This window comes from Streptomyces physcomitrii (genome assembly GCF_012273655.1).
In the GTDB taxonomy this organism is placed as follows: domain Bacteria; phylum Actinomycetota; class Actinomycetes; order Streptomycetales; family Streptomycetaceae; genus Streptomyces; species Streptomyces physcomitrii.
The window spans coordinates 42,943-68,397 of sequence record NZ_JAAWWP010000021.1; the positions used below are offsets into that span (position 1 = coordinate 42,943).

General features: G+C 74.2%; 25 protein-coding genes. 7 read left to right on the forward strand and 18 right to left on the reverse strand.

What is annotated here, in order from left to right; genetic code table 11:
* Positions 1–88: 88 nt before the first annotated feature.
* Positions 89–1,558 carry an MFS transporter gene (locus HFV08_RS26385; protein ID WP_168542963.1) on the forward strand — a complete coding sequence of 490 codons (1,470 nt, stop codon included), beginning with the start codon at positions 89–91 and terminating at the stop codon, positions 1,556–1,558.
* Here the strand turns inward: HFV08_RS26385 and HFV08_RS26390 are convergent.
* The 6 genes from HFV08_RS26390 to HFV08_RS26415 all read right to left on the reverse strand — a co-directional run bounded on the left by HFV08_RS26390 (position 1,542) and on the right by HFV08_RS26415 (position 10,574).
* A complete protein-coding gene (locus tag HFV08_RS26390; RefSeq protein ID WP_168542964.1) occupies positions 1,542–2,978 on the reverse strand; it encodes a condensation domain-containing protein in 1,437 nt (478 codons plus the stop codon). The two genes, HFV08_RS26385 and HFV08_RS26390, sit on opposite strands and share 17 nt — an antisense overlap.
* On the reverse strand, positions 2,975–4,432 hold the full coding sequence (locus HFV08_RS26395) for a condensation domain-containing protein (RefSeq protein ID WP_246342098.1): 1,458 nt from the start codon (positions 4,430–4,432) through the stop codon (positions 2,975–2,977). The genes HFV08_RS26390 and HFV08_RS26395 overlap by 4 nt, the downstream gene beginning before the upstream one ends.
* The gene (locus HFV08_RS26400; protein ID WP_168542966.1) at positions 4,432–5,856 is read right to left on the reverse strand and encodes a condensation domain-containing protein; all 1,425 of its coding nucleotides are present in this window, start codon (positions 5,854–5,856) and stop codon (positions 4,432–4,434) included. The genes HFV08_RS26395 and HFV08_RS26400 overlap by 1 nt, the downstream gene beginning before the upstream one ends.
* Before the next feature lie 650 nt (positions 5,857–6,506).
* Positions 6,507–8,765 carry a phosphotransferase gene (locus tag HFV08_RS32435; protein ID WP_312885833.1) on the reverse strand — a complete coding sequence of 753 codons (2,259 nt, stop codon included), beginning with the start codon at positions 8,763–8,765 and terminating at the stop codon, positions 6,507–6,509.
* A 184-nt stretch (positions 8,766–8,949) separates the two neighbouring features.
* On the reverse strand, positions 8,950–9,693 hold the full coding sequence (locus HFV08_RS26410) for an HAD family hydrolase (protein WP_312885834.1): 744 nt from the start codon (positions 9,691–9,693) through the stop codon (positions 8,950–8,952).
* Positions 9,693–10,574 carry a GntR family transcriptional regulator gene (locus HFV08_RS26415; protein WP_312885835.1) on the reverse strand — a complete coding sequence of 294 codons (882 nt, stop codon included), beginning with the start codon at positions 10,572–10,574 and terminating at the stop codon, positions 9,693–9,695. The genes HFV08_RS26410 and HFV08_RS26415 overlap by 1 nt, the downstream gene beginning before the upstream one ends.
* 188 nt (positions 10,575–10,762) lie before the next feature.
* On the opposite strand from HFV08_RS26415, the gene HFV08_RS26420 reads away from it, so the two are divergent.
* Entirely contained in the window at positions 10,763–10,951 is a 189-nt protein-coding gene (locus tag HFV08_RS26420) for a hypothetical protein (RefSeq protein ID WP_168542967.1), read from the forward strand.
* Between the two features lie 308 nt (positions 10,952–11,259).
* Complete coding sequence (locus HFV08_RS26425; RefSeq protein ID WP_163011122.1) at positions 11,260–11,436, forward strand: hypothetical protein; 177 nt, start codon at positions 11,260–11,262, stop codon at positions 11,434–11,436.
* Between the two features lie 100 nt (positions 11,437–11,536).
* Here HFV08_RS26425 and HFV08_RS26430 read toward each other — a convergent pair whose 3' ends face one another.
* Entirely contained in the window at positions 11,537–13,009 is a 1,473-nt protein-coding gene (locus HFV08_RS26430) for a cytochrome P450 (RefSeq protein ID WP_168542968.1), read from the reverse strand.
* Between the two features lie 122 nt (positions 13,010–13,131).
* On the opposite strand from HFV08_RS26430, the gene HFV08_RS26435 reads away from it, so the two are divergent.
* Both HFV08_RS26435 and HFV08_RS26440 read left to right on the forward strand, forming a co-directional pair.
* The gene (locus HFV08_RS26435) at positions 13,132–13,740 is read left to right on the forward strand and encodes a TetR/AcrR family transcriptional regulator (RefSeq protein WP_168542969.1); all 609 of its coding nucleotides are present in this window, start codon (positions 13,132–13,134) and stop codon (positions 13,738–13,740) included.
* A gap of 241 nt (positions 13,741–13,981) precedes the next feature.
* Positions 13,982–15,499, forward strand: coding sequence for a glycosyltransferase family protein (locus tag HFV08_RS26440; RefSeq protein WP_168542970.1), 1,518 nt, complete (start codon positions 13,982–13,984; stop codon positions 15,497–15,499).
* A 34-nt stretch (positions 15,500–15,533) separates the two neighbouring features.
* Here the strand turns inward: HFV08_RS26440 and HFV08_RS26445 are convergent, their stop codons facing one another.
* From HFV08_RS26445 to HFV08_RS26455, 3 genes are all read right to left on the reverse strand, one after another.
* Positions 15,534–16,799: a GNAT family N-acetyltransferase gene (locus HFV08_RS26445; protein ID WP_168542971.1), complete on the reverse strand. Its 1,266-nt coding sequence runs from the start codon at positions 16,797–16,799 to the stop codon at positions 15,534–15,536.
* A 128-nt stretch (positions 16,800–16,927) separates the two neighbouring features.
* A complete protein-coding gene (locus tag HFV08_RS26450; protein ID WP_168542972.1) occupies positions 16,928–17,914 on the reverse strand; it encodes an asparaginase in 987 nt (328 codons plus the stop codon).
* A 75-nt stretch (positions 17,915–17,989) separates the two neighbouring features.
* On the reverse strand, positions 17,990–18,649 hold the full coding sequence (locus HFV08_RS26455; protein WP_168542973.1) for an RsiG family protein: 660 nt from the start codon (positions 18,647–18,649) through the stop codon (positions 17,990–17,992).
* A gap of 202 nt (positions 18,650–18,851) precedes the next feature.
* On the opposite strand from HFV08_RS26455, the gene dtd reads away from it, so the two are divergent.
* A complete protein-coding gene (gene dtd / locus HFV08_RS26460; RefSeq protein ID WP_168542974.1) occupies positions 18,852–19,277 on the forward strand; it encodes a D-aminoacyl-tRNA deacylase in 426 nt (141 codons plus the stop codon).
* Between the two features lie 27 nt (positions 19,278–19,304).
* Here dtd and ygfZ read toward each other — a convergent pair whose 3' ends face one another.
* From ygfZ to HFV08_RS26475, 3 genes are all read right to left on the reverse strand, one after another.
* Entirely contained in the window at positions 19,305–20,270 is a 966-nt protein-coding gene (gene ygfZ / locus HFV08_RS26465; RefSeq protein WP_168542975.1) for a CAF17-like 4Fe-4S cluster assembly/insertion protein YgfZ, read from the reverse strand.
* A 15-nt stretch (positions 20,271–20,285) separates the two neighbouring features.
* The gene (locus HFV08_RS26470) at positions 20,286–20,804 is read right to left on the reverse strand and encodes a Fur family transcriptional regulator (RefSeq protein ID WP_168542976.1); all 519 of its coding nucleotides are present in this window, start codon (positions 20,802–20,804) and stop codon (positions 20,286–20,288) included.
* Between the two features lie 92 nt (positions 20,805–20,896).
* Entirely contained in the window at positions 20,897–21,469 is a 573-nt protein-coding gene (locus HFV08_RS26475; RefSeq protein ID WP_168542977.1) for a heme-binding beta-barrel domain-containing protein, read from the reverse strand.
* Between the two features lie 326 nt (positions 21,470–21,795).
* On the opposite strand from HFV08_RS26475, the gene HFV08_RS26480 reads away from it, so the two are divergent.
* Positions 21,796–22,158, forward strand: a complete 363-nt coding sequence (locus tag HFV08_RS26480; protein ID WP_168542978.1) for a DsrE family protein — start codon at positions 21,796–21,798, stop codon at positions 22,156–22,158.
* Positions 22,159–22,213: 55 nt separating this feature from the next.
* On the opposite strand, the gene HFV08_RS26485 is transcribed toward HFV08_RS26480, so the two are convergent.
* The 5 genes from HFV08_RS26485 to HFV08_RS26500 form a co-directional block, all read right to left on the reverse strand.
* On the reverse strand, positions 22,214–22,525 hold the full coding sequence (locus HFV08_RS26485; RefSeq protein ID WP_168542979.1) for a DUF3099 domain-containing protein: 312 nt from the start codon (positions 22,523–22,525) through the stop codon (positions 22,214–22,216).
* Positions 22,526–22,857: 332 nt separating this feature from the next.
* Complete coding sequence (locus tag HFV08_RS26490; RefSeq protein WP_040251982.1) at positions 22,858–23,145, reverse strand: DUF1416 domain-containing protein; 288 nt, start codon at positions 23,143–23,145, stop codon at positions 22,858–22,860.
* Between the two features lie 47 nt (positions 23,146–23,192).
* Positions 23,193–24,032, reverse strand: a complete 840-nt coding sequence (locus tag HFV08_RS26495; RefSeq protein ID WP_168542980.1) for a sulfurtransferase — start codon at positions 24,030–24,032, stop codon at positions 23,193–23,195.
* Between the two features lie 133 nt (positions 24,033–24,165).
* On the reverse strand, positions 24,166–24,273 hold the full coding sequence (locus HFV08_RS32600; protein WP_376770727.1) for a putative leader peptide: 108 nt from the start codon (positions 24,271–24,273) through the stop codon (positions 24,166–24,168).
* A 266-nt stretch (positions 24,274–24,539) separates the two neighbouring features.
* On the reverse strand, positions 24,540–25,313 hold the full coding sequence (locus HFV08_RS26500; RefSeq protein ID WP_168542981.1) for an LmeA family phospholipid-binding protein: 774 nt from the start codon (positions 25,311–25,313) through the stop codon (positions 24,540–24,542).
* Between the last annotated feature and the right edge of the window lie 142 nt (positions 25,314–25,455).

Genomic DNA, 25,455 nt, shown 5'->3' on the forward strand with positions numbered 1-25,455 from the left:
CAACAAAACCTTCTGCTACGGTCGACTTCAGGGGCCGTCACCTCGCCCTCGCCTCCACCCCCCGACCCGACCTCCGGCAGGAGAACCCATGTCCACCCTCGATCCCGCGCAGGCCCCGGCCTCCTCCCCACCCGGCCCGGACGGCGCTCCCCACCGGCCCCACCGGCCCCGTCTCGCGCTCGCCGTGCTCGCCGCGAACACGCTGATGGTCACGCTGGACGGGAGCATCGTGAGCGTGGCGATGCCCGCGCTCCAGCGCGATCTCGGCTTCGGCGCGGCCGGGCTCAGCTGGGTGGTGAACGCCTATCTGATCGCCTTCGGCGGACTGCTGCTGCTCGCCGGGCGGCTCGGGGACCTGCTCGGCCGCAAGCGGATGTTCCTCGCGGGGACGGGGGTGTTCACCCTCGCCTCGCTGCTCGCGGGCGCGGCGGGGTCGCCGGGGCTGCTCGTGGCGGCCCGGTTCCTGCAGGGCGTGGGCGGTGCGATGGCCTCGGCGGTGGCGCTCGGGCTGCTCGTCACCCTCTTCCCGGATCCCGCCGGACGGGCCCGGGCGATCGCGGTGTTCAGCTTCACGGGTGCCGCGGGCGCCTCCCTCGGCCAGGTGGCCGGCGGCGTCCTGACCGACGCGCTCAGCTGGCACTGGATCTTCCTGGTCAACCTGCCGCCGGGCCTCGCCGTACTCGCCCTCGCCGTCCGCTCGCTGCCCGCCGACCGCGGACTCGGACTGCGCGCCGGGGCCGATGTGCTCGGGGCGCTGTACGTCACGGGCGGGCTGATGACCGGTATCTACGCCGTGGTGCAGATCGAGCAGCGGGGCCCCGGCTCCGCGCACACCCTCGGCTTCGGCGCGCTCGCCCTGGTCCTGCTCACCGCCTTCGCGCGGCGGCAGTCGCGGGCGCGGACGCCGCTGATGCCGCCGCGGGTGCTGCGGGCGCCCGGGGTGGCCGCGGCCAATCTGGTGCAGGTCCTCGTGGTGGCGGCGATGTTCGCGTTCTCGATCATGGTGGCGCTCAACCTCCAGCAGGTGCAGGGCTACGGCGCCGCCCGCACCGGGGTCGCGATGCTCCCGGCGGCGCTCGCGATCGGCGCGGTCTCGCTCGGCCTCTCGGCACGGCTGATCGCGCGCTTCGGGGAGCGGCGGATCCTGCTCGCCGGTCTCGTCCCGCTCGGGGTGCTGCTCGCGCTGCTCGTCCGGCTGCCGGCGGGCGCCTCCTACCCGGTGGACCTGCTGCCCTCGATGCTGCTCGGCGCGGGCTTCGGCCTGGTGCTGCCCGCGCTGACCTCGCTGGGCATGTCCGGCGCCCGGGAGGACGACGCGGGCCTGGCCTCGGGCCTCTTCACCACCACCCAGCAGCTCGGCATGGCGCTGGGGCTCGCGGTCCTGTCCACCCTCGCCGCCGGCCGCACCGCACACCTCACCGCCGCGGGCGCCTCCTCCGCCGAGGCCCTCAACGGCGGCCACCACCTGGCCTTCGCCGCGGGTACGGTCCTGCTCGGCGCCGCCTTCCTCGCGGCACTGGTCCTGCTGCGGGCGCCCCGGATCAGGCGGTCGCGGTGAGGGCAGCCGCGTCCTCGGCCCCGCTCTCCTGCTCCAGGATCCCCCGTACCGCCTCCGTGAAGCGGTGGACCACGGCCGCGGCGCGGTCGGTGCCCGGGTAGCGGGCGCGGAGGAAGAGGCCCTCGTGGGTGCGGGTGAACCAGAACTGGGCCTCGTCGGCGGTGGTCGCGCCGACGATCTGGTGGGCGTCGGCGGCCGTGTGGCCCTCGGAGCCGGGCAGTCGGCGGTAGTCGAGGTACGAGACCATGAAGACGTCGTCCCTGGCGCGGCGCACCCGGTCGCCGAGGGCGGGCAGCACCTGGGCGACCGGCACCCCGGCGAGGCGGCGGCCCGCGGCGAAGGCCTCCTTGGTGCGGGCCGAGCCCGCCGCGGCGCCCTCGGCGGCGGTGACGTCCAGGGTGAGCGGGGCGACCGTGGTGAACCAGCCCATGGCGAGCGCCCACCGGTCCTCGTGGCGGGTGTGCAGGGGCGAGACCAGGCGCATCGGGCCCTCGGCGCCGAGGCGGCGGGCGGCGAGGGCGAAGGCGGTCAGGGCGCCGGTGAAGAAGGTGCCGCCGTGGGCGCGGCAGCGGTCCTCGAAGGTCCCGGCGGCCTCGGGACCGAGGAGTCGGCGCAGCTCGGAGCCCTGCGGGGCGCGGCTGCCGGGGGCCACGCCGAGGTCGAGCGGGAAGGCGGGCAGGGTGTCGCCGCAGCCCGCGAAGAAGTCGGCCCAGCCCGCGAGCAGCGGGTCCTCGGGGCCCGGCGGGCGCGCGCCGAGGGCGGCCTGCTCCTCGGCGCAGTAGTCGACGAAGCTGCCGGCGGGCGGCAGTTCGGGGGTGCGGCCCGCGGCGAACGCGGCGTAGCTCGCGCCGAGTTCGTGGACGGCGAGGGCGAGCGACCAGCCGTCCGTGTTGCCGTGGTCGAAGCCGCAGAAGACGGTGGCCGAGCCGGGGCGGACGATCGCCGAGAGCAGGTGCGGGGGCTCGCCGAGCGGGTGGCAGCGGGCCGCGAGGCGGGCGCGGAGCAGCTCGCGCAGTTCCTCGGGGGTGGCCGGTTCCCCGTGGTCCTCGCGGGCCAGCTCGTACGTCTCGGCGGGCAGCACGAAGCGGTCCACACCGGCGGGCGCGCCGTCCGGGCCCCGGCGCGCCCGGAAGCCGCTGCGCAGCCCCTCGTGCCGGGCGGTGAAGAAGGCGAAGGCGCGGTGCAGCGCGTCCAGGTCGACGGCCCCCGGCAGGTCGAAGGCGCAGCAGAGCCAGTGCCGGGGGCCTTCGGGGTCGCGGTCGGCGGTCGCCAGGTGGAAGAGCTGGTTGAAGGAGGGCGGCACCGGGCTCGGCGCCGCCTCCTCGGCCGCCGCCCGGGTGGCGGCCGAGCGCACGAACTCCACCAGGCGGCCGGGCGCGGGGCGGTAGCCGTCGAGCAGGGCGACCCGCACGGGAGTCACACCTCCGTCGGGGTGCGCTGCCCGGCCGCGGTGAAGCGGTAGTCGCCGTGCGCGGCGATCTCGCCGAGGACCCGCTTGAGGTGGGCGAAGTAGCGCGGGACGTTCTCCCGGGCCTCGGGGGTGTCGGGGTAGCGGGTCTTGAGGTAGGTGCGGTCCCACAGGCGGTTGATCCAGATCGGCACCTCGCTGCTCGGGCCCGGGCCGACCAGGGCGTTGCAGTCGGCGGCCTCCCAGTCGCGGGAGCCTGGGGCGTGCCGCAGGTCGAGGTAGGAGAGCATCGGCAGCACGGTCGAGGCGTCGGACTGGAGCGAGACGCCGGGGATCAGTTCGGCCACCCGCAGCGGGGAGACCGGGGCGAGTTCGCGGGCGGCGGCGTAGGCCCCGGCCGCGCCGCGCAGGATCTCGCCGAAGCCGAGCGCCGTGCCACCGGGGCTGACCGGGAAGGCGACCGGCACCAGGTTGATGAACCAGCCCTGGGTGAACTGCCAGCGCGGTTCGTCCCGGGTGTGCACGACCGCGAGGCTCCGATAGTCGGGGCGGCCCGCGAGTTCGCTCGCGGTGATGCCGAGCGCGGTGAGCAGCCCGGCGGAGAAGGAGGCGCCCTGCGCCTTGCAGGCCTTGGAGAAGGCCTCGGCCTGGTCCGCGGTGAGCAGGTCGAGCTCGATGGAGAGGCTGGGGCGGCTCTCGCCGGGCGGTACGCCGAGGTCGAGCGGGAAGGAGGGCATCGGGCCGCCGAGGAAGAAGTCGGTCCAGCTCTTCACCTCGGGCGAGTCCGGCCGGATCGCGGAGGCCCGCTCGCGGTCCAGGGCGCAGGCGTCCACATAGCTGCCGACCTCGGGCAACTCGGCCTCGGTGCCGTTGAGTTCGGCCTCGTAGAGGGCGCGCAGCTCGGCGAAGACGAGGATCATCGAGAAGCCGTCGGTGTGGGCGTGGTCGACGGCGAAGAAGACGGTGGAGGCGCCCTCCTCGCGGACCACCGCGGAGGCGGTGAACGGCGGCCACACCAGCGGGTCGGTGCGGCTGCCGAAGGTCTCGGTGACATGCCGGTGGACGGCCTCGCCGCTCTGCTCGCCGAGCGGGACGGCCTCGACGGCGACCGACTCCTCGGCGACCTCGTGCCGCCTGAGCAGCGGCGTGCCCTGGTCCGCGGTCTCGCTCTCGTGCACGGAGAAGAAGGTGAGCAGGGTGCGGTGGCGCAGCACCCAGGTGTGCAGGGCGGCGGCGAAGGCGGCGGTGTCCAGCCTGCCGGGCAGGTCGAAGACGATGCCGAGCCAGGGCGACTGGGGGCGGCCCGCGGCGGAGTTGGCGAGGCGGCGCAGGATGTGGTTCTCCTGCACATAGGAGGGCGGGGCCGGGTGCTCGGGCGCCTTCGCGGCGCGCTCGACGGCCTCCTCGGGGACGCGGAACTCGACCAGTTCGCCGGGCGCGGGGACGTACTCCGGCAGGGGGGTCATCAGCACGGTGCGGGTTCCTTTCCTCGGCTGCCGCTGGTGTGGGGCGCGGCGACCTGCTGGGCCAGGCGTTCGATGCCGGCCAGATAGGGCAGTACGGCGGCCCGGCCACGCGCGGTGTCCGGGAAGCGGTAGCTCAGGTAGGCGCCCTCGGGGGAGCGCATGATCCACAGGTAGACCTCGTGCGGGTTCATCCGGCGGCTGCGCAGCGCGGCGGCCTTCCAGTCGGCCCACTGCTCGGCGCCGGGAGTCCTGCGGATGTCCATGTACGAGACCATGAACCGCGGTTCGAGGGGCAGCCCGAGGAGTTCGGTGATCCGCGCGAAGGGCACCGAGGCCAGCGGCTTGGCGCGGTCCAGGGCGGCGTAGGCCTCCTTCATGACCTCGGCGAAGACCGCGTCGGGGCGTACCGGGAAGTGCACCGGGGCGAGGCCGACGTACCAGCCGAGGGACTGCTGCCACTGGGACTGGCTGCGGGTGTGGAAGGGCGTCATCACCCTGAAGTCCTCCAGGCCCGAGCCCTCGCGGGCGGCGAGGGCGAGGCAGGCGAGGATGCCGGAGGCGAAGTTGCCGCCCTGCTCCTTGCAGGCCCGGTGGAAGCCCTGGGCCTGCTCCCGGTCCAGGAGCCAGGTGATGCCGCCGCGCTGGGCGACCCGGCCGCTCTCCTCCTCCGGGGCGAGGGGGGCGGGGAATTCGGGCAGCCGTCCGCCGCAGGCCTGGAGGAACTCCCGCCACCGGAGCACGGTCTCGTGACCGCCGTGCACCAGGGCCGCGTCCTCGCGCTCCCAGCCCGCGAAGTCCAGGAAGCTGCCCACGTCGGTGAGTTGGGCCTGGCGGCCGTCCAGGGCGGCGGCGTACAGCTCGCGGATCTCGTGCGCGATGAGGAAGATCGAGTAGCCGTCGACGTGGTGGTGGTCGAAGGCCAGGTAGACGGTGGTGGAGCCGGGGTGCCCGACCGTCGCGAAGACGAAGGAGGGCCAGGCCAGCGGGTCGGTGGCGCCGTCCAGCAACTCCTCGATGACGCGGCCGAGTTCGCGGCCGTCGGTGAACTCGCCGCGCGGGTCGGCGGCGAGGTCCACGGCGCCGGGGCGCAGGGTCTCGCGGGACATCCGGCCGCCGCCCTCGCCGCGGCTCGGGACCAGGCGGCTGCGCAGCGACTCGTGGCGGTCGACCCAGCCGAGCAGGGCCGCGCGCAGGGCGGCGGTGTCGAGCGCGCCGGGCAGTTCGAAGGCGGTGGCGAGCCAGGAGGGCCCGCGCTCGCCGGAGTCGGCGGAGAGAAGGGCGTCGAAGAGGTGCGCTTCCTGGAGGTAGGAGGCCGGACGCTCGTCCGGGGTCCAGTGCGCCGGGGTGGGGCTGCCCGCGGTGGGCCGCCATACGGTGAGCCGACCGGGGCGGACGTCGAGGTCGCCTATGTCGATGAACTTCACGAGCCTGCCTCGCAACGGTGGTGCCTTGGGGGGTGCGCCGGAAAAACACCGGATCCGCTTTCGCTCCGTCGCCTCGGCGGATGTTTCCGATGTTTCCGAACGCTCATTACGGGGACATTTACGCGAGCTGACAAACCGATGCTTTTACAAGGCATCATTCTCAGCTTCCGCGGCAATCTTCCACGGCAATAGGGCCAGGGAAATGCGCCGCCCGATCACCGGATGCTATGCACGGCCCGAACAGCCGTGCAAGGTCGTTTTATGCGCACTCCGTCCGGCCCGCCCGATTCCTTCGCACTTCTCGGCCGAAAACCTCCATCCGGACCGCATACAGACCCGAAGACTCGCCCCACACCCCCTCCACCTGCGATTTTTACCGCCCCTTGAGACCCCCGATACATATCGGCCTTGCCGCCGTTACTTCCCGCCCACATATACGAAGCGAGTGTGCCTGGATTCACATCGAACCCGGGAAGAAGCGCCCGAGAGCCACTCCAGGCGCAATTCGGAAGTACACATTTCCGGCAAGTAACCGCCGCCATCCGGGGCGCTCACCGCGCGGTTGCCTCCCTCTGTCGAATTCTTCTGTGACACGCGACACGAAAACTTACGGAGGCCCTGGGAAGCGATGGAGAGCGGTGGGGCTCGAATCAATCGGTGACGGGGCCGAAAATACCGGCGGTCCGCTTTTTACCGCCCGGGCGGATCCCGGCGGGAAACGGAACTCCCGGCGGCCCGGGCGGCCCCGGCGGAAGCCCGAGGGCGGCCTTGGCCGCGGCCAGCGTCATGGCGTACGAGTCGACGGCCCGGGCGACGTTCGGGGCGTCGAGGCCGGTGCCGGTGTGCAGCCGGTCGAGGTCGATGTAGGCGGAGCGCACCAACTCGATCCAGCGGTAGACCCGTTGGTCCTCCTGCCAGCCCCGGGTGTACCGCTCGCCCAGCTTCTGCTCCCAGCGGCGGAACATCCGCTGCCGGATCTCCGCCCGCGCCGGGGTCAGGTGCAGATGCCGGACCAGGTCGTAGAGGGGATCGCCGATCATCGCCATCTCCCAGTCGATGACGGTGAGTTCACCGGGAGCGGGGCCCCGCACCAGGTTCCACGGGTTGAGGTCACCGTGCAGCAGGACGGGCTCGCGCGCGGTGACCCGGTGCCGGGCCAGGATCTGCCCGAGACGCTCGGCCCCGGGCAGCCCGAGCTCCCGCGCCGCCTCCTGCGACTCCGCGGGCAACTCGGCCACCAGACGCACCAGTTCGGCTCGTAGCCAGACGGAGAAGTCCGCCTCCGCGGCGGCCGGGTCGAGTTGCCGGCACTCGACCCGGGTAAGCGCTCCCAACTGGTCGACGAGGTGGTCCGCCTCGGCGGGCAGCAACCCGGCCACGGGGTGTGTCGGCGGGGCGCCGCCGGGCGGGCCGACGTAGGTGTGGATCGCGAAGGGCTCGGCGGGGACCTGGGCGGGCGGCACCCCGCGCCCGCTGACGCCGAGGGCGAGCACCCGGGGCGCGCCGACCCCGCTGGACTCCAGGGCGGCCAGCACCGCGTGCTCGCTGAGGAACCGGCGCTCGCGCGTCCCGGTACGGGGCAGCTTGCGGCGCACCACGACCGGCTCCGCCCGGCCCGGCAGCCGTACCACCGTATTGAGGTGGGCGGTGCCCTTGAAGACGTGCTCGGCGGGGGCGGCGCCCTCGGCGAGCAGCGCCCTGTGGACGGCGCCGGCCCCGAAGGCGGGCCCCAGGGGGAGCCGGGGGTCGGCCCGCCAGCCGGGGTGCGGCGCGGTGCCCTGCCGGGCGGTGGCCCAGCGGTGCAGGGCGCCGACGATCTCGCCGGAGCCCGGCAGCCGGGTCAGGCGCAGCGGCTCGGCGGCGGCCTCCAGGGCGCGCCGCACGGCGGTGGCGGCGGTGTCGAGGCGGGCGGGATCCGGCGCGGCGCCGAGGGCGTGGGCGGTCCGCATCACCTCGGTGTAGAGGTCCTGGGCGCGGGCGAGGCCGAGGTGGTGGGGCAGATCGCGGGCGAGTCCGTGCACGGCGGCGGGGCGCGCGGCGGCGAGGGCCGCGGACCAGGCCTCGACGACCGCGGGCTCCTGGGCGGCCGGGTACCGCGTCCGGACCAGGTGGGTGGCGAGTTCGTGCAGCGGGTCGCCCCAGGCGGCGGCCTCCCAGCCGACCAGGACGGGCCGGGGGGCGGCCTGGCCGGTGTCCGGACCGGAGTCGTGCCGGGTGTCCGGACCGGAGTCGTGCCCGTTGTGCACCCCGGGGCCGCGCCCGGTCTCGGAGCCGCCGTCCCACTCGGTGATCCGGACGGTGCCCCGGTGCAGTTCGGTGTGGAGCAGCTGGCCGGGGCGGCGGGTCAGTGCCGGGAGCCGTTCGGCGTACCGGGCCAGCGCGTCCCCGGGCACCCCGAGCGCGGTGAACAGGCCGCCGAACAGGGGCCAGTGGGGCCGCAGCACGGTCCGCTCGACCAGCGCCGCCCTGGCCCGCAGGAAGCCCCGCCCCTCGGGGCCCGGCTCGGCCGCGGCGGTCCGCGGCAGCCACTCCCGGCGCACCCCGGTCAGCCGGGCGGCGGTCTCGGCGAGGGCGGTGAGCAGGGCGGCGGCGACCGGCTCGCCGTCCGGGCAGAGGGCGGCGAGGGGGCGGCCGGCCGGGCTGGGCGGGGCGGCCTCGCCCGCCGGGGCCGGGGGCCGCGGGGCGAGCGGCGGCCCGTCGGTGAGCCGGGCCAGCGCCCGCAGGACCGCGCCCTCCTCGGGCCAGGTGCGCACCACCGGGGGCAGCGCCGTGCGGTGGGGGTCGTGGGAGCGCCCGGTGTGCGGTTCCCCGCGCGGGGCGGCCCGCCGCGCGAAGGCCTCGTACCCCTGGTCCCGGCGGAGTTCACGCGGTGAGGGGCGGAACCTCGAAGGCGCGGAAGGTGCGTCCACTGACCGCTCCTGCACGGTGATGACGCGGACCGCAGAACGATGACGATGCGGGCCGCTGAAAAGTGATGCACACCTTAGTGCGACGGCGGCCGGGCTTCACCCGGGGGCCGTCGCGATGTGCTCCTCCTGCCGCGCACTCCACTCCTGGGGGGCACGGTGTGCGACCGGCCCCCGGCGGCGGGGCTCAGGAGGACCGCCTGCCCCGGACCAGTTCCAGGAGGGGCTGGAGGGTGGAGACCAGGTGCTCGGCGCCCGCCTCGCGCAGCCGCCCCTCGCTGTCCTCGTTGCGGGCGTAGCCGAGGAAGGACACCCCGGCGCGCTCGGCCGCCCTCAGGTCGGTGGGAGTGTCGCCGATCATCAGGGCGGCCGAGGGCTCGGCGCCGAGCGCGTTGAGCGCGCGCCGCAGGCAGTGCGGGTCCGGTTTCAGCAGCCGCAGGTCCTCGGTACGGCCGTAGAAGTGCGGGCTGAAGCACTCCGCGAGCCCGCGCCCTTCGAGGTAACCGCGGGCCGCCTTGGCCGAGTTGTTGGTGGTGATCGCCAGGGGCACGCCGGTCGCCCGCCAGGTGCGGATCAGCGGATCGGCGTACGGGGTCGGCCAGGCGGTGGCGACGGCCTTCAGCTCCTGCTGGGTCAGCCGCTCCTCCAGCTCTGCCACCAGGTCGCTCTTGGGGTGGCGCGCCGCGACCGCGCGCAGCACCGACTGCGGGTCGGGCTCGGTCAGTTCCTCGGCGGTGAGCAGTCCGCGCAGTCCGCGCTCCTCCAGCCAGCGCACCTGCTCGGCGGCGACCTGCTCGGCGCGGTGCCCGGCGAAGAGGCGGCAGACGGGTCCGTCGAAGTCGAAGAGGACGAACCGCGCGGCGGCGACGAGTGCGCGCAGGGACTCGGAGGGCGTGGGCAGGGGAGGCGTCTGGGCCGTTTCGGAAGTCACTAGGAGAGTGTCAGCTCCGTGGAGATGGTTTCCCAGAGGGCGTCGAACCAGTTCTGCGACTCCCCCACGAAGGCCGCGTCCCGGCCGCCCGAGGCCTTCAGGTGCGAGAAGAGCAGCGACTCCGCGCCGAGGGTGTCCCACATCTCCAGGGTGGTGCTGTCCACCTCCTCCTGGCGGCGGGTCACCCGGTAGAAGGCGAACAGCGCCTCCGAGCCGTTCAGCAGGTACAGCTTGACCGGCGGGGTGAAGGGAAGCGCCCGGAAGGTGACCGAGACGTCCACGCCGTGCGAGGTGCGCAGCGCCCGCAGGTTGTGCCGCAGCACCTGGCCCTGGGCGTTGCGCTGGAGCAGCCAGCGGTCGTGCACCGGGTCCTGGGCGGGTTCGGCGCGGCCGTGCTCGACCGAGACCGGGAAGGCGAGGTCGATGTTGCGGCTGGGCAGCAGGATGCGCACCTCGACCGAGCGCGGGCGGATCCGGCCCTCGTGGATGAGCCGCACCGGCTCGCCGAGCGCCATCATCAGGCTCTGCGCGGTCAGGCTGAGCGCGTCGATGCGCACCTGGGGGCTGGAGAAGGCGTCGGTGAGGCGGGGCGCGAGGGAGACCATGGTCGGCTGGGGTTCGCCCGTCTCCCGGCGCTGCTCCGCGACCCGGGGCGGGCTGCCCTTGGAGACGTGCGCGAGCAGACCCTCCTCCTGGAGGGCGCGCAGCGCCTGGCGTACGGTGCCGCGTTCCACGCCGAACTCGGAGGCGAGGCCGGCCTGGGTGGGCAGCCGGTCGCCGGGGCGCAGGGTGCCCTCGCGGATACGGGCGCGCAGGGCGTCGGCGATCGCCCGGGCGGAGTGACGGGGGCCCTCGTTCACCACGGTGTTCTCCTGGGTCACGGCGAGACCGTACAAGCCTGCGCCATCTCACGGCAGTTGTATGAGGTGTTTATGGACATCCGCCAAGCGGGGACAACTTCAGTGTAGTTGGTTGCCAACTCTCTAAAAGTTGGCTGAGCGCCTCCCGGGCGGGCCCGTCCGCCCGGAGGCCGGGACCCGCACACCCTCCCCGTGAAGGAGGATCCACCATGGCCCTCTTGGCCCTGATCGGGGGCGCCTTCGTCCTGGGCGTCCAGCAACTCGCGGCCTGGCGGTACGGCCCCGTCGGCATTCTCGGCGTGCTGCTCTTCACCCTCGGCCTCCGCACCCGCCACCACTCCTGCACCGTCGCGGGCGCCGTGCTCCTGGCGCTGATGGTCGCGCAGCCGGCGCACTGACCCGCGCCCGCGCGCCGAGCACGGCGCCGGGGCTCCGCCCTCAACCCTACAACTCCCCGCCATCTTGCGGGAGTTGTCGGGATGATGGTTAGAAGAAGTCTCGATGTGGAGATAAATAACGTGAAGTTGGCAGCCAACTTGAGCCGGTTGGAAGACCTGGTCGGAGAAAGAGAAGTTGGCGGACGCGGAACGGCAACGGCGCCGTCCGGCCGACGACTTCGCACCCGCGGCCCGCGCACCCCCGAACTGCCCCGGCCCGCCCGCGCCACCGGCGCCGGTCGGTGCCCGCCTCGCAGGAAGGACCGAGCATGCCGTACTTCGCACTCGCCGCCGCCATCCTGGCCGTCGGCTTCGAACAGATCGTCCAGTCCCGGTTCGGCGCCACGGGCATCGTGGCGTTCCTTCTCCTGACCATCGGCGTCAAGGCCAAGAGCCCCGCGATCGGCGGGGTCGGAGCGGTACTCCTGCTCCTGCTGATGAGTTAGGGTCAGCGCCCTCGCACAGCCGCACCGCGACCGGCGGTCCGGGCTCCCTCCGGAGGGGAGGGGGAGCCCGGACCGCCTCGCCGTGCCCCGCCCGCGCGCCCTACGCGCCCGCGCCCGTCCCCGCGCTCCGGCGGTTGAGCCGCAGCCGCAGGCCCTGCGGCATCAGCGTCAGCCGCTCGGCCACCTTCAGCCGGTAGCCGGGCTCGGGGAGCAGGTCGTAGCGGCGCAGCAGCAGGCCGAGGACGAGGGTCGCCTCGTGCAGCGCGAACTGCCGCCCGATGCAGGCCCGCGCCCCGGTGCCGAAGGGCTTGAAGACATGGGCGGGCCGGGACCGTACCGCCTGCGGGGCGAAGCGGTCCGGGTCGAACTCCTCGGCGTCCTCGCCCCAGGCCTCCGGGTCCCGGTGCAGCGCACCGGCGAGCACCAGCGCCCAGGCGCCCCGCCGCATCGGGTGCACCCCGCCGAGCACGGTGTCCTCCCGGGCCTCGCGCGCGAAGCCGGGCGCGGTGGGCCACAGCCGCAGCGACTCGTCGAGCACCCGGCGTACGTAGCGCAGCTTGGCGACCTGTTCGTAGCCGGGCTCCCCGGTGGGCCCCCAGACGCGGTCCACCTCCTCCTGGGCGCGGGCGAGGACGGCCGGGTGCTGGGCGAGGTAGTGCAGGGCGAAGGAGAGCGCGCCGGAGGTGGTCTCGTGCCCGGCGACCAGGAAGGTGATCACCTGGCGGCGGATGTTCTCGGCGGACAGCCGCTCGCCGGTCGCGGGGTGGGCGACCTCCAGCATCCGGTCGAGCAGATCGCCCTGCCCGCCGCCGTCCCGGGCGCGGGCCGCCACCACCTCGTCGACGGTGCTGTTGAGCAGGGCGGTGTCCGCGGCGTTGCGCCGCTCGGCCCCGCGGAGCAGCAGCGGGGCGAGCGCGACCGGCACGGTGTTGCGGCGCTGCGCGAAGGCGAGGGTGCCGACCATGGCGGTGACGAAGGGGTGCGGGCGGTCCCGCTCGAAGGAGCCGAAGTCGTGCCCGAAGCCGGTGCGGGCGATGGTCTCCAGGGTCAGTTTGGTCATGTCGCCGGGCACGTCCACCGCGGTGCCCGCCCGCTCGCCCTCGTCCCAGTGCGCGAGCAGCTGCCGGGCCACGTCCAGCATCAGCGGGTGGTAGCCGCCCATCGCCTCGCGGCTGAAGCCGGGGGCGAGCACATCGTGCGCCAGCTGCCAGTTGGGCTCGTGGTTGTACGCGGTGAACAGCCCGTCCCCGGCGACCGGGCGGAGGTTGGCCACCCCCACGCCGACATGCTTGGCGAACCGCGACTCGTCCGCCAGATCGGCGGTGAGCCCGGCCCCCCAGACGAAGACGAACTCCTTGCCGAAGGCGCGCCGCCGGAAGATCGGCCCGAGCCGGGCCGCCATGGCCACCGAGTCCTGGACCGGGGTGCGCGGATGGACCCCGAGCACATCGCCGAGCAGCGGCAGCCGCCGCGGCGGGTGCGGGATGCGCTCCAGCCGCGGCCAGCCCAGCTCCGCGCTGCGGAAGCCGCTGACCCGCCCGGCAGTTCCGGCCGGCTCCGTCGTCTGCGCCATCGCCCCAGCCCTCCGCCCGCCACCACGCCCGGGCACTGCGCACCGGCACGTGTTGTACGTGGATTCAATAACACCGCCAGTCTGGTCCCGCTGCTGAACTCACGTCAAGTAAGGTGCCGGGCATGGCCGCCAAACCCGAGCAGCGCACCCGGCGCCGCCTGAGCACCGAGGAGCGCCGGGAGCAACTGCTCTCGGTGGGCGCGCGGCTCTTCGCGCAGAGCCCCTACGACGACGTCTGGATCGAGCAGGTCGCCGAGATCGCGGGCGTCTCCCGCGGGCTGCTCTACCACTACTTCCCCACCAAACGGGACTTCTTCGCCGCCGTCGTCCAGCACGAGAGCGCCCGCATGCTGCGCCTGATGGCCGCCGTGCCGGGCATCCCGGTACGCGAGCAGATCGACACCGGCATCGACCGCTTCCTGGCCTATGTGGAGAACCACGCCGAGGGCTTCCGCGCCTTCCACCGCGCGGAGGCCGCGGGCGACCCGGTGGTGCGCGAGGTCTACCGCACCGGCATGGCCGGACACGAGCGGCAGATCATGGACGCCGTCCTCACCGACCCCGCGATGGCCCCGCTCGTCGGCGACACCCCCGCGCTGCGCCTGGCCGTGCACGGCTGGCTCGCCTTCATGGTCGCCGTCTGCCTCGACTGGGTGGAGAACCCCGAACTCACCCGCGCCCAGGTACACGCCCTCTGCGCCCGGGCGCTGCTGGGGGCGCTCACCCCGTAGACCCGGGGCCGCACGCGACCGCAGCCCGGGCCTCCGCACGACCGCAGCGCGACGGCGGGCCCCGGGCCCCGCGCGCCGCGACCGCGGGTCCCGGACGGCCCGCCGCCCCCGCGGTACGGCCGCTCGCCCGGCCGCGCCCCCCGACCCGCCCCGACCCGCCCCGCCCCGCGATCCCCGCCCCCTGTCCCCCGTCCGCCCGGCTGAATGGCGGCCCGCCCGGGGCCGGGGCACCGTGGTCGGCATGACGCAGACTCCGGCGGCGGCCCGCGCCCTGCGCGTGCCGGGGTACCGGGCGTGCGGGCGCCGCCGTACCGGCCGCGACCTGTGGTGGCTCACCGGTGTCTGCGCCGCCTACACGCTGGCCCAACTCGCCTTCGTGGCACCGGGTTCGGGGCTCGGCTGGGACGAGACCGTCTACGTCAGCCAGGTCAGCCCGGACGCGGCCACCGCCTTCTTCAGCGCCCCGCGCGCCCGCGGCATCAGCTACCTGGCCGCCCCGGTCACCCTCTGGACCTCCTCCGTCCCCCTGCTGCGCCTCTACCTCGCGGTCCTCACCGGCGCCGCGCTCCTCGGCGCCCTGCTGATCTGGCGGCGCCTGCTCCCGCCGCCCGTACCGGCGCTCGCGGGCGCCCTGTTCGGGAGCCTGTGGATCACCCTGTTCTACGGACCGCAGGTGATGCCGAACCTCTGGGTCGCCCTCGGCGCCCTCGCCGCCACCGGCTGCTTCCTGCGCGCCGCCCGCGACCCCCGGGACCGGGCCGCCCTCGCGGGCCTCGGCGCCGCCCTCGCCCTGGTCGCGCTGATGCGCCCCTCCGACGCCCTCTGGCTCGGGCTCCCGCTGGCGCTCGCCGCGCTCTGCGTACGCCCCTGGCGGCGCCCGCTGCTGCTGCTCGCCCTCGCGGCGGGCGCGGCGGCCGGCGGCGCCCCGTGGGTGATCGAGGCCTATGCGGCGTACGGCGGGCTCGGCACCCGTCTGGAGCGGGCCAGCGAGATCCAGGGCCACCTCCGCCCGCACCTGGCCTTCGGCCACCAGCTGCGCTCCCTCGGCGGGCGGGCGCTGTGCCGCCCCTGCGGCGGCCCCTGGAAGCAGCCGGTCACCGGCGTCTGGTGGCTGCTGCTGCCGCCGCTCGTCCTCGCCGGGGTGGTGATGGCGGCCCGCAGACGCCTCACCGCGCCGGTGCTCCTCGCCACCCTGACCGGTCTCTCGCTCGCCGTGCCCTACCTCTTCTTCATCGGCTACGCCGCCGCCCGCTTCCTGCTCCCCGCCTACGCCCTGCTCGCGATCCCGGTGGCCCTGTGCCTGACCGGTCTCGCCCGCCGCGCCCGCGCCCGTACCCTGACCGCCCTCGCGCTCGCGCTGCTGCTCGCCGGGCATCTGGCGGTCCAGTTCGCGGTGCTGCACAGCGCGGCGGACCGGGTCCGCACGATACGGACCGCCCTCGGCGACACCGCCGCCGAACTGCGCCGCCAGGGCCTGCGTCCCCCGTGCGTGGTCAGCGGCGAGGAGGCGGTACGGATCGCCTACCGGACCGGCTGCGCCTCCCGCCAGACCAGCGGCCACGACCGCAGCACCAGCGAGGCGGCGATGCGGCGGCTGGCCCGCGCCCGCCCGGTGGCGGTGATCCTCGACGCGGGAGCGACCCCGCCCGGCTACGCCCGCACCTGGCGCACCCACCGCCTCCCCGCACTGACGGGCCTGGACGCGCCCCGGGCCCTGCTGTCGCCGGGCGCGGGGGCGGCGGGTCCCAGGGAACGGTGAGACACCCGGCGGGCTCTGCTCAGGACACGTCCGCTCAGAACACGTCCGGGCACCAGGCCCGCCGCTCGGTGCGGAAGAGGCTGTCCGCCGCCGCGGCCGCGCCCGCCCGCTCCTCCCGGACCCGGCCGAGCGCGAGCAGCCGGGCCGCCGAGACCTCCCCGGTCCACAGCGAGGCCAAGTCGCCCAGTTCCACGGTGAGTTCGGCCGCCTCACGGGTACGTACGCACTCCGCGCCCGAGCCGTCGGCCGTCAGCCGGTAGCGCCCGGCGCCGCCGAGCCCACTGGCATCGGTGACCTCCAGGGTGAGGGCGCCGGAGGCCGCGTACGTACGGGAGGCGAGGGCGCCCGGCACGTCCAGGAGCCGGATCCACAGCCAGTCGGCGAGGGTGGTGATCCTGGCCGCGCGGACGTCCGGCAGGAAGTCGGGCAGCAGGTCGTCCGGCGCGCGGAAGCCGGTCCTGACCCGGGTGATCCAGTCGACCGAGCAGAGGTACTGCCACAGCGCCCGCTCGGCGACGGGGGTCACCGCGATGAGGTCCACCACGGTCGCCGTCTCCAGCGGCTGCTTGTTCTCGTGCCAGGTGTCCTCGGCGGTGTAGGCGGCGTATCCCTCGACCTCGCCGCGCGCCGAGCGGTAGAGCACGTGGAAGGGTTCCTTCCAGGGCTTGTCCGGCGGGTTGCTCTGCCCGGTCGCCTGCTGCCACCAGCGCTCGTCGCGGTCGACGACACCGTGCCGGAAGGAGCGCAGCCGCTCGTGGAGCCCGGGCCCGTGCGCGCGGATCTCCGCGGCGTCCACCAGGTCCAGGCGCCCGCCGCCCTCGGGCCGCGACCAGCGCGGGTCGAGGCCGGTGCGCGGCACCTGGATCTCCCAGCGGGCGACCGAGGCGGCGGGCCCGAAGCCGTACCGGCCGTAGATCGGGTACTCGGCGGCGATCAGCGTGGCCACCGTCTCGCCGCGCTCCCGGGCGGCGGCGAGGTCGGCGGCCATCATCCGGCTGAGGATGCCGCGCCTGCGGTGGGTGGGCGCGACGCCGACATTGGTGATCGCGTCGGCCCGCACCTCGGCGCCGCCCACCGCGGTCAGCCGCTGGGTGAAGGAGCGGAAGTTCCCGACCATCCGGCCCTCGTCGAAGGCGGCCTGGGTACGGGCCAGGTCGGTGCCCCTTCTGCGGTGCGCGACGGTCTCGGGGGCGGGGGTGGGGGTGAGCAGAAACCCGGTGTTGACGGCCCGCACCCACGCGGCGAACTCGTCCTCCCGGATGCTGCGGATCTCGATCCCGGCTCGGTCTGGATGGCTCATGGCCTCACGCTATGCCGGTGACCGGAAGGTGTCGTCCGGATTTCGGTCCCGCTCCCCCGGGCCGTACGGGACCGGCGCGGGCGCAGGCGCACGGGCCCCGGGAGCCCGCGCACCGGCCCGGCCCCGGCTCAGAACGCCGCCCGTACCTCCCCCACCGGGACGCCGCCGCCGAGCAGCGGGGCGCGGCCGATGCGGGCCAGGACCGGGTCCCGCACCCCGGCCAGCTCCAGGGCGCGGGCGAGGACCGGGCCGAGTGCCCGCAGCGAACCGTCCTCGATCTTGAAGGCGAGGGCGCGGCCGTCCGCCAGGGCCACCACCTGCACCGCCTCGGCGCCCATCTTGGACAGGGTGCCCGGCAGCGCCCGCATCAGCCAGGTGTCGGGGCGGCGGCTGCCCGCGACGTACTCGGGATGCGCCCGCATCGCGTCGGCGACCCGGCGCTCGGCGGTGCCCGGGGCGGCGGTCACGAAGTGCCGGAAGGCGCGGGCGAGGCCGGTCAGCGAGAGCGCCATCAGCGGGGCGCCGCAGCCGTCGGTGCCGACCGCGGGGACCTGCTCGCCCGCGGCCTCCTCGATCACGGTGCGCACCAGGAGCTGGAGCGGGTGCCCCTCGTCGAGGTAGTCCTCGGTGGACCAGCCCGCCCGGCGGCAGACGGCGAGCATCGCGGTGTGCTTGCCGGAGCAGTTCATCGCGAGGCGGTCGCGGACCTTGCCCGCGGCGAGGTAGGCCTCGGCCTCCTCGGTGTCCAGCGGCAGGTCGGGCGGGCACTGGAGCTGCTCGGCGCTCAGCTCGAACTCGGCCAGCATCCGCCGGACCAGCTCCAGGTGGAAGGGTTCGCCGGAGTGGCTGGCGGCGGCCAGGGCAAGCCGCTCGTCCGCGAGGTCGAGCCCGGCCCGCAGCACCGCGGCGGCCTGCATCGGCTTGTTGGTGGAGCGCGGGAAGACCGGCGCCGCGGGCTCGCCGAGCGCGAACTCCACCCCGCCGTCCGGGTCGAGGAGGACCAGGGAGCCCCGGTGGCGCCCCTCGGTGAAGCCGGACCGTACGACCTCGGCGAGCACCGGAGCGGCCTCCGGTATCACGGGACCTGCGGAGCCTGCGGCGGGCGACTCGGGCATGGGTGGCCTTTCGGGGCGGGGACCCGGGGGTCCGTGGGGACCGCGGGCACCGCCGCCGGGGTCACCGGCACCGGCTCAGGCCAGCAGGTCGTCTACTCGGGCTTCCCCTTCACGGTACCTGCGGGTGATCTCCGCACCGCACCGGTCCGCGGTGCGCTGGACCCGCTGCCTGCGGCCGGAGACCACGTGCTCGTACCGCCCGAGCCGGCGCCGCGCGGCCCGCAGCTCCTCGTCGGTGCGGGCCTCCAGGTCGGACAGCTCGACCTCGGCCAGCATCTCCCCGGCCAGCCTGCGGTACTCGGCGCTGCGCGGGGTGCCGAGGGTGAGGTGCCGGGCCGAGGAGCGGGGGCGGCCCGTCTTGTCGGCGAGGATCTGCGCGAGCTGCGCGGACAGCCGGTCGGCGCCCGCCCCGGCGCCGGGGGCGTCCCCGGACCGGCGTGCCAGCTCGGCCCCGAGGATGTCGATCCGGCCCTGGAGCAGCCGCCGCAGATAACTGAGGTCGGCCTCGTGGTGCTGGGCCTGCTGCCGCAGCGCGCGCAGTTCGGCCAGGCACAGCGCGCCGAGCGGGCCGCTGCCGCCCGCCGCCTCCGGTGCCTGCCGGGCGGCGGGCGGCCGGGGGCTGCCGGTGCGCTGTTCGGGGGGCTGCTGCGCGGCGGTCCGCGGGCGCCCCGGTGCGGGGGCCGTCGCGGGAAGGATGGGGGTGCCCGCCTGCCACCCGGTGCTCGGTCTGCTCATTGCGGTCCTACCGTCCCCTCCGCCCGGTGTCCGAACGCCGGGTGTGAGCATGGTGCCACCCCAAGTGCTCCCCATGTGTCCGAGTAGCCCGGATCCGCCCCGGATGGGCGCTTCTTGTACCCGGTATGCGGCCGTACGGGCGGTACGGGGGCGCCGGGACGCACGGCCGGGGCATCGGGGGGCGCACGGCATGATGGGGCCCATGCGAGCAGTGGTACAGCGGGTGGACGGCGCGAGCGTCGTGGTCGAGGGCGAGACGGTCGGCGGGATCGAGGGCGAGGGGCTGTGCGTCCTGGTCGGCGTGACGCACCAGGACACCCGGGAGAAGGCGGCCCAACTGGCCCGCAAACTCTGGACCTTGAGGATCCTCGGCGAGGAGCGGTCCTGCTCGGACACCGGCGCGGGACTCCTGGTGGTCAGCCAGTTCACCCTCTACGGGGACGCCCGCAAGGGCCGCCGCCCCACCTGGAACGCGGCCGCCCCGGGCCCGGTCGCCGAGCCCTTGGTCGAGGAGGTGGTCGCCCGACTCCGGTCCCTGGGCGCCACGGTGGCCACCGGCCGCTTCGGCGCGCAGATGCGGGTCTCGCTCACCAACGACGGGCCGTTCACCGTCCTGCTCGACATCTGAGCGGGGCCGGGGCCGCGCGCCGCGGCCTCAGGGCTCGACGACGACTTCCTGCGCCGCCGCCGTGGTGTCCGCGAGGAGCGGGGCGTCAAGCGGGACGTTGCGCTTGACCAGGGCGAGGGCGATCGGGCCGAGTTCGTGGTGGCGCACCGAGGTGGTGACGAAGCCCAGCTTGCGGCCCTCGGTGCCGTCGGCGGCGAGCCGGACCTCGGCGCCGTGCGGCGGCAGGTGCACCTCGCTGCCGTCCAGGTGCAGAAAGACCAGGCGGCGCGGCGGCTTGCCGAGGTTCTGCACCCGGGCCACCGTCTCCTGGCCCCGGTAGCAGCCCTTCTGCAGGTGAACTGCCGTGTCGATCCAGCCCAGTTCGTGCGGGATGGTGCGGTGGTCGGTCTCGAAGCCGAGCCGCGGCCGGTGCGCCTCCACCCGCAGTGCCTCGTGCGCGAGCAGACCGGCGGCGGGACCGTGCGCCGCCGCGAAGGACTCCAACTCCCCGCGCGGCAGGAAGAGATCACGGCCGTACGGGGTCTCGCGCACCGCGGCCCCGGCGGGCGCCTCGGCGATGGAGCCCGCGGGCAGGTGCACCACCGCGAACTCCGCGGTGCGGTCGGCGACTTCGACCCGGTAGAAGAACTTCATCGACTCCAGGTAGCCGATCAGCGCCTCCTGGGTGCCCGGCTCGGCGTGCATCCACACCGTCTCGCCGTCGTCGACCAGATACAGCGCGTGCTCGATGTGGCCGTTGGCGGAGAGGATCAGCGCCTCGGTCGACCGGCCCGCGGGCAGCTCGCTGACGTGCTGGGTGAGCAGCAGATGCAGCCAGCTCAGGCGGTCCCCGCCGGTGACGGTGACCACGGCGCGGTGCGAGAGGTCGACGAAGCCCGTCCCGTCGGCGAGCGCGCGCTGCTCGCGGAACAGGTCACCGTAGTGCGCGGCGACACCTTCGTCCGCGCCTTCGGCGGGCACCGCACCGGGCAGGGCAAGCAGAGGGCTCTTCATATCCACCCACCCAGACTACGACTCGGCGTCCGCGGCCGGTACGGCACGGGCCCGCCCGCCGTCCCCGTCCGCCTCGGAGCCCTCGGCGGCCTCGGCGGACGCCTGGTCCTGCTCCCGGGTGGCGGAGCAGCGCGCGCAGCGGCCGAAGATCGCGAAGTGCTTGAGGTCGGTGTCGAAGCCGAACTCGGCCCGCAGCTTCGCGGTGAACTCGGTGGCGACCGCGGTCTGCGCCTCGATCACCTCGGAGCAGTCCCGGCACACCAGGTGCAGATGGTGGTGGCGGGCGGCCAGGTGGTAGGTGGGCGCCCCGTGCCCGAGGTGGGCGTGGCTGACCAGGCCCAGCTCCTCCAGGAGCTCAAGGGTGCGGTACACGGTGGAGATGTTCACCGCGGAGGCGGTCCTGCGGACCTCGACGAGGATGTCGTCGGGCGTCGCGTGCTCCAGGGTGTCCACGGCTTCGAGCACCAGCTGCCGCTGCGGGGTCAGCCGGTAGCCGCGCCGCCGCAGATCGCTCTTCCAGTCGGTGCTCACCACGGGGACAGTGTAGGAGGCCCGCGGCGGTTACGTCCCCGTACAGCCGTACGGGCCCTCGCCCGGGGACCCTCCCCGCCCGGCCCGGCCTCTACTTACTTGAAGAAGGCGATCCCGTCGTCCGGCAGGTCGCCCATGTCCTTCGCCCAGGCGGCGACGTCCTCGGGGGTGACGACCTTCTTCAGCTGCGCCGACATGTACGGGCGCAGCGGGACCTCGGGGGTCTGCTTCTCGCCGACCCACATCAGGTCGCTCTTGACGTAGCCGTACAGCCGCTTGCCGCCGCTGTAGGGGCCGGCGGTCGAGGTGCGGGCGACCGCGTCGGTGGCGAGGTCGATCTGCGGCTTCTGGTCGGCCAGCTCACCGTACCAGACCTCGACGACGCCGGAGTCGCGCACCATGACGACCTCGACCTTGCGCTCCGCGTCGATGCGCCAGAAGCCGGACTCGGACTCCAGCGGCTCCACCTTCTCGCCCTCGGAGTCGAGGACCCAGGTGTGCGAGCGGTACTCCAGAAAGTCCCGGCCGTCGTGGGTGAAGGCGACCTCCTGGCCGAAATTGCACTTCTCGGCGCCGGGGAAGTCGAAGACACCGGCACCGGCCCAGTTCCCGAGGAGGAAGGCGAGGGGCACCAGGTTCTTGTGGAGGTCGGACGGGATCTCGATCATCAGGGCTCAGTCGTTCCTGCAGTGGCCGGACAGGGGGCGGGGGCTCAGCGCTGGCCCTGGTACAGCTTCTTCACGGTGAGACCCGCGAAGGCGAGGACGCCCAGGCAGACCAGGACCAGCAGAGCGGAGAAGAATGCCTCAAGCACGGGGGCTCCGTAACGTCTCGCGGTGCGGCCCGGACGGAGGGGACCCGGACACACGGGATTCAGCCGTCGCCCAGCTTAATGGCCCCGGGCCCGCCTTTCTCCCGGAGGTCCCCCGTACGGGGAGCCGCCCGGCGGGCGGGCGCACGGCGTCCCCGGCGGGCGGTTGACTACGATCCGCGCATGGCGAAGAAGCTCGTACTCAAGGTGACCGCGGGGGCCGACGCCCCCGAGCGCTGCTCGCAGGCCTTCACGGTGGCGGCGGTGGCCGTGGCCAGCGGGGTGGAGGTCTCGCTCTGGCTGACCGGGGAGTCGGCGTGGTTCGCGCTGCCCGGCCGGGCGGCCGAGTTCGCCCTGCCGCACGCGGCCCCGCTGCCGGACCTGCTCGACTCGATCCTCGCGGGCGGCCAGGTCACCCTCTGCACCCAGTGCGCGGCGCGGCGCGAGATCACCGAGCGGGACGTACTGGAGGGGGTGCGGATCGCCGGGGCGCAGGTCTTCGTGCAGGAGGCGATGGGCGACGAGGCGCAGGCGCTCGTCTACTAAGCGTCTGCCGGGGCCGGGTGAGCGCGTGCCCGGCGACGGGCGGGCCCCGCGGTGCTCACCGGCCGCGCTTCCTGCCCTTCTTGCCGTCGAGTTCGGCCCACCACTCCTCGGACTGGACGTCGCGGGAGCCGCTCGGCCGCAGCTTGTCGGGGGAGCCGGGGGTCGGGGGCTGCTCGTCCCACCATCGGTCCTCGGGGCCCTTGCGGTTGGCGACCACCGCGGCCACCGGCGGGATGACCATGGCCACCAGGCACATCGCGACCGCGGCCGGGATCGACCACATCGACACGACCGCCCAGGCCAGGACGAAGAGGGTGAGGCAGACCCCCATCATGGCGAAATACACATGGCGCCTGCGGGCGTACATGTCTCCAGGGTAGGGCCGCCGGGCGCCTCGCGCGGCCGGAGCGGACCGGCCCGCTCCCCGCGGCTCCGGGGAGCAACTCGCGCCGGGCGCAAGGGCGGCCGGGCGGGAAGCCGCACGCGGAAGGCGCACGGGCGAGGGACGCACGCGCGGAAGGCGCACGGACGGGCAGACGGGCAGACGGGCAGACGCGCGAGCGCACCGCTCAGGCGCCGCCCGCGCCACCCCGCCGCCCGCTCATGCCACAGGACCGCACCCCGCCAGGCGTCCAACCCTGGGGTGCGGTCCTGTGACCGTTCTGTGGGACGCGGCCGCCGCTACGGGCCGCGGCGGGCTCAGACCGCGATCGCGACCTCGGAGAGGCCACCGGTCTGGGCGACGACGGTGCGGTCCGCGGTGCCGCCCGGCACCAGGGCGCGCACGGTCCAGGTGCCCTCGGCCGCGTAGAAGCGGAACTGCCCGGTCGCCGAGGTGGGCACCTCGGCGGTGAACTCGCCGGTCGAGTCCAGGAGGCGGACGTACCCGGTGACGGGCTGGCCGTCGCGGGTCACGCTGCCCTGGATGGTGGTCTCACCGGGCTTGATCGTCGAGGGGTCCGGGCCGCCGGCCTGCGCTCCGCACATGTGCTGTCTTCCGTTCTTCCGGTGTTCGTGTCAGGTCGGTTCGGGGGTCAGGAGTTGGCGCCGAGCTCGATCGGCACGCCGACCAGGGAGCCGTACTCGGTCCAGGAGCCGTCGTAGTTCTTGACGTTCTGGACGCCGAGGATCTCGTGCAGCACGAACCAGGTGAGCGCGGAACGCTCACCGATGCGGCAGTACGCGATGGTGTCGGTGCCGAGGTCGACCTTCTCGTCCTCGTAGAGCTTCTTCAGCTCGTCGTCGGAGCGGAAGGTGCCGTCGTCGTTGGCGTTCTTCGACCAGGGGATGTTGCGGGCGCCGGTGACGTGGCCGGGGCGCTGCGACTGCTCCTGCGGCAGGTGCGCCGGGGCGAGCAGCTTGCCGCTGAACTCGTCGGGCGAGCGCACGTCGACCAGGTTCTGCTTGCCGATCGCGGCGACCACGTCGTCGCGGAAGGCGCGGATGGAGGTGTCCTGGGCCTTGGCCTTGTAGTCGGTGGCCGGGCGGGAGGGCACCTCGGCGACCAGCTCGCGGGCGTCCAGCTCCCACTTCTTGCGGCCGCCGTCGAGCAGCTTCACGGAGTCGTGGCCGTAGAGCTTGAAGTACCAGTAGGCGTACGAGGCGAACCAGTTGTTGTTGCCGCCGTAGAGGATCACCGTGTCGTCGTTGGCGATGCCGCGCTCGGACAGCAGCTTCTCGAAGCCGGCCTGGTCGACGAAGTCGCGGCGGACCGGGTCCTGGAGGTCCTTCTGCCAGTCGATCTTGACGGCGTTCTTGATGTGGTTCGTGTCGTACGCGGAGGCGTCCTCGTCGACCTCGACGAGGACGACCTTCGGGTTGTCGAGGTTGGCCTCGACCCAGTCGGCGTCTACCAGGACGTCGCTGCGGCTCATGCTTCTCTCCTCCGGGGCAGGTACGGCGGGGTGTGCGGAACGGGGGGTGTACAGGCCGGGCGGAGCGCGCGGCGGCGGCTGTACAGGGGGTGGCCGGGCAAGGGCCGGTGAGGGCGCGGAACCGGAGGTCCGCTCAGAAGGTGCGACAGAGCATGGCGGCGACGCGGCACAGGTCCACTGCCCGCCGCTTCGTGAGATCCGCCTGTCCCCGGTGGTGGGAACGGCTCTGGGTGCACCGCATGACTGCGATCGTAGGGACGGACAGGCGGCCGTGTCACCGGCGTGTCAAATGATGAGACGCGATCATCCGGATACTGGAATCTGCACACCTCCCCGCCTCGATCGGGCACCGCGCGGCCGTACTGCGGCGCACCTCACATCTACGGTACGGACGGGTGCGTCTCGTATGGCGGACTTGGCAGGTGACACGCGGGCGGGGGACGGGGCGACCGCCTCCCGGGAGCGGGCGCCCCCGGGAGCGGGCCTCGCCAGGAGCCGGGCGGGCCCCTACGAGCCCAGCTTCACCCCGGCGCCCGTCACGGAGACGTCGACGCCGTCCTTCGCGGCCTCGACCTTGTCCAGGTGGATGCCCGCGGGCAGGCCGCTGATCTGCTGCTGGAAGTCGGTGATCTCGCGCACCTTGTCCTCGGCGACCTTCACCGGGATCTTCGGCAGCGCGTCGGCGTGCACCTTCACGATGTCGCCGTCGACCCGGGCGCTGCTCATCACGTACACCGGGTCCGGCAGCGCCCGCCCGAGCACGGTGGCCCGCACCTCGACCTTGATCCGGCCGTTGCCGCCGTCCGAGAGCCCGGTCACCTTGGCGGTGACGCCGGGGGCCAGCTCCATCGGCTCGACCTGGGCGGCCTTGAGGAGTTCGGCGTAGGAGACGGTGGCGGTGCCACTGGCGCGCTTGGCGGTGGCCGAGCTGTAGTCGCCGGAGAACTCCACGTCGTGCAGCGTGGCGTCGAGGCGCTCGATGAGGACGGAGTCGGCGCCCTCGCGGGTGGAGTCCTGGCCGTCCTGCGAGCCCGCCGGGGTCTCGGTCCGCGCGCGGTAGTCGTCCATCCGGATCTCGACCTCGTCCAGGGTGCCGCCCGCGGCCTGGGTGAGGAAGGGGAAGCCCTTGATCGAGACGTCCGGGTTCTTGTCCAGGCCCTCGCTCTCGCGCACCTTGTCCGCCGCCTTGCCCTCGGCGTAGTTGACGGCGATCCGGTCGACCGCCACGAAGAGGCCCCCGAGGACCACCAGGACGATCAAAGTTATTCGCAGTGCGCGCATTCTCCGTGAATCCCCCACCTCAGAGGTCAGTGCCGGCCGAGCCTAACCCGCGCGTACGCCCCGCTCCGGATGTACCGGATGTTGTCGACCAGCTGTGACGGACCGGCACGGGGCGTACGGCCGCGGGCACGGGGTGTGGCAC